The sequence below is a fragment of the Pseudomonas defluvii genome (assembly GCF_001695625.1).
Classification (GTDB): Bacteria; Pseudomonadota; Gammaproteobacteria; order Pseudomonadales; family Pseudomonadaceae; genus Aquipseudomonas; species Aquipseudomonas defluvii.
Window position 1 is genome coordinate 1 of the sequence record NZ_MBPN01000219.1, and the last position, 3,150, is coordinate 3,150.

A 3,150-nucleotide genomic window follows, 5' to 3' on the forward strand; every position below is an offset into this window, starting at 1 on the left:
GGCGCAATCAAATAAGTAGCCCGCCGGAGCGGGCAAATGGGGCGCTAGTCCTTTAGCAGCTTTCATCCTGGAAGAGATGATGTGAAAAATATGTGAAGAAAAGGGCGTTTTCAGTGGCGTACCCAGCTCTCGACCGTCTGCGCACCGTACTGTTGTTTCCAGGCTTTCAGGCCACGGTGATTGCCCCCTTTGGTTTCGATCAACTCGCCGGTGTGAGGGTTTTCGTAGACTTTTACCACGCGTGGACGACGGTGGCGGACGGTGGCGGGCGATGTCTTTTCGGCTGCTTTGGGATCAAGTATTTCGATCACATCGCGCAGGCTCTTGCCATAGCTGTTCATCAGGCCGACAAGTTTCTGCTCGAACTCTATTTCACGTTTTAGGCCGGCATCCTTTTTCAAGGCCTCCAGTTGAGCAAGCTGTTCCTGGAGCGCTCTTTCGGCAGCACGAAACTCAGCAAGTCGGGACACAATCATTACTCCTCTTTATCTGCAATGGCGTTGTATGCACGGCCATCATTAGCGTATTGAAAAGCACAGCGGTCGCAGGGGCATGGCGTCATAGTAATAATCAGTGTAGTCAATAAATAACGCGCCGCGGTTAGGCTTTTATAATGACGGTGTGCAGAACTATTGAACTACAGCGCTTTCCGCTATTTGAGGATTAGTCGAGCGGCCGAGGTGTCTAGACCAAGGTCCAATGGCCCGTTCTAGAGCGGTCTGGCGATAATTTAAGGTCGCCGCAGGTGGTATGTCGGTGCATGTGGCCGGTGCCAGGAAGGGCGCCGGTTGGTTCTTTGCCTTTATTCGGATTGTCGTAACTCATGTTCCCCCCCTCTCCATTTGTCCAAGGGCGCCATCTGGCGGGCCTAGTGGCCCTGTTTGCCGGTTTTTCGGCCCAGGCCGCCGGTTTTCTTGACGACACCAGTGCCAAAGTCGAGGCACGTAATGTCTATTTCAATCGCGACTTTCGCGATGGTCACACCAGCTCGCAACAGGGGGGTTCAAAACGTGAAGAGTGGGCTCAGGGCTTTATCCTGAATGTGCAATCCGGTTATACCGAAGGGCCTGTCGGGTTTGGCGTTGATGCACTGGGCATGTTCGGTTTCAAGCTCGACTCCAGCCCCGGCGACAGTAACAGTGGACTGTTGCCTTCCAGTGGCCACAACCCCCGGCATTCTGCGGACCAGTATGCAAAGTTGGGCGTAGCGGGGAAAGTGCGCTACTCGAACACCGTGCTCAAGTACGGTGCGATGATGCCCGATGTGCCGTTGCTCAAATACAACGATGGCCGTTTGTTGCCAACCATGTTCCACGGCACCCAGTTGACCTCCGAGGAGGTCAAGGACCTCAAGTTCATGGCGGCGCGTCTGGATCGCTACACCGCACGGGATTCGACCGATGCACAAGAGATTCGCGTACATTGCAAGAACAAGCGCTACGCCTGCGATACCAAGGCTGATCACTTTGACATGGCTGGGGTCGAGTACCGTTTCAATGAGCGGCTCACGGGTCAGTACCAGGTTGCGACCCTGGACGACATCTACCGTCAGCACTTCCTGGGCGTGCTCGCCAGCCAGCCCCTGAGCGTGGGCAGCCTGTCGGCAGACCTGCGGCTTATCAAGAGTGACGACATCGGGGCAGCCAAGGCTGGCAGTATCGACCACCGTGCGTTCAGCGGCATGCTGGGCTACGGCCTCGGTGGGCACAAGTTCAGTGCTGGCTGGCAGCGCATGTATGGCGAAAACGCCATGCCGTACCTCGATGGCAGTAATCCGTACCTGGTCAACTATTCTCAGGTCAACGACTTTGCCGCCGCACAGGAGCGTTCCTGGCAACTGCGCTACGACTATGACTTCAAGGCACTGGGTGTTCCGGGGCTGACCTTCTTCACCCGCTACATCAACGGCGACAGTATCAAGGTGCCGGGTAGCCAGGCCGAAGGCAAGGAATGGGAGCGCGACACCGAGTTCAAGTACCAGGTACAGAGCGGTACGTTCAAGGATGTCAGTGTGCGCCTGCGTAACGCTACCTACCGCAGCAACTACGAAAAATTTGCCCGCGACATGGATGAAACCCGGGTGATTGTCAGCTACAACTTCTCGTTGCTGTAAACGGCTTTGCCAGGAATACGCGGCCGTTCGACAATGGCCGTGTATTCCTGGGAGCGACAGTGATGAAACACCTGCTGCTGATCGGCATCGGCCCGGGCAATCCCCGACAGATCACGCTGGAAGCCATTGATGCACTGAACCGCGCCGACGTCTTTTTCCTGCTGGACAAGGGGGCGGGCAAGGATGACTTGCTGCGTTCGCGCATGGAACTGCTTGAGCAGCATGTGCATCGGCCTTACCGGGTGGTTGTGGTTGATGACCCGCTGCGTGACGCCGGGGCACCGGATTATGTCGAGGCCGTACAGGGCTGGCACCGCCTGCGCGCGTGTTTGTATGCGCGACTGCTGGCAGATGAACTGCAGCAGGGGGAATGCGGCGCTTTCCTGCTATGGGGCGACCCTGGGCTGTATGACAGTACATTGCGCATTCTCGATCTGATCGAAGCGCGGCACTTTTCCATTGAGGTCATTCCCGGTATCAGCAGTGTCCAGGCGCTGGCCGCGCGTCATTGCATCCCCTTGAACCGCATTGGCGAGCCCTTGCAGATACTGCCCGGTCGGCGTTTGGCTGATGTGTCGCCAATTGAAAACGTGGTGGTGATGCTCGACGCCCACTCGGTCTTTGCCACGCTGGACGATCCGCAGTTGCACATCTATTGGGGCGCTTATCTGGGAACGGATGATGAAATCCTGATCCAGGGGCCGTTGCTGGAGGTCAAGGCACAGATCCTTTCCCGGCGCGAGCAGGCCAGGGCCAGCAAAGGCTGGATCATGGACACCTATTTGCTGCGACGGCTGTACTAAAACAGGCCACGCAATTCTGTTTAGCGACGCGTCTGGCGCAGAGTTCAGACGGATCCTACATCCTTCTTAAAACACCCCTGCTAGCGTCAAATCCCTTCGTATGTGGGGTGCTCATGCTTGCACGAGCGCCTCGCCCATCACCGTCGCGATAGGGACAAGGGATGTTCTCAGCCGCCAATCACGCGCACTTCAGCCTGACGATCGATGACCTTCAGCACGACCTTCAGGTGCTGT

The 3,150-nt window shown here is 56.9% G+C and carries 3 protein-coding genes; 2 read left to right on the plus strand and 1 reads right to left on the minus strand.

The window, feature by feature from the left end; all coding sequences use genetic code 11:
• Positions 1 to 110 precede the first annotated feature (110 nt).
• Positions 111 to 470, minus strand: a complete 360-nt coding sequence (locus EKA13_RS26540) for a histone-like nucleoid-structuring protein, MvaT/MvaU family (RefSeq protein WP_065761981.1) — start codon at positions 468 to 470, stop codon at positions 111 to 113.
• Positions 471 to 823: 353 nt separating this feature from the next.
• Between EKA13_RS26540 and EKA13_RS26545 the strand changes: the two genes are divergently transcribed.
• Positions 824 to 2,113: an OprD family porin gene (locus EKA13_RS26545; RefSeq protein ID WP_065761979.1), complete on the plus strand. Its 1,290-nt coding sequence runs from the start codon at positions 824 to 826 to the stop codon at positions 2,111 to 2,113.
• A gap of 62 nt (positions 2,114 to 2,175) precedes the next feature.
• On the plus strand, positions 2,176 to 2,916 hold the full coding sequence (gene cobF / locus EKA13_RS26550; protein WP_065761980.1) for a precorrin-6A synthase (deacetylating): 741 nt from the start codon (positions 2,176 to 2,178) through the stop codon (positions 2,914 to 2,916).
• The last annotated feature ends 234 nt before the right edge of the window (positions 2,917 to 3,150 follow it).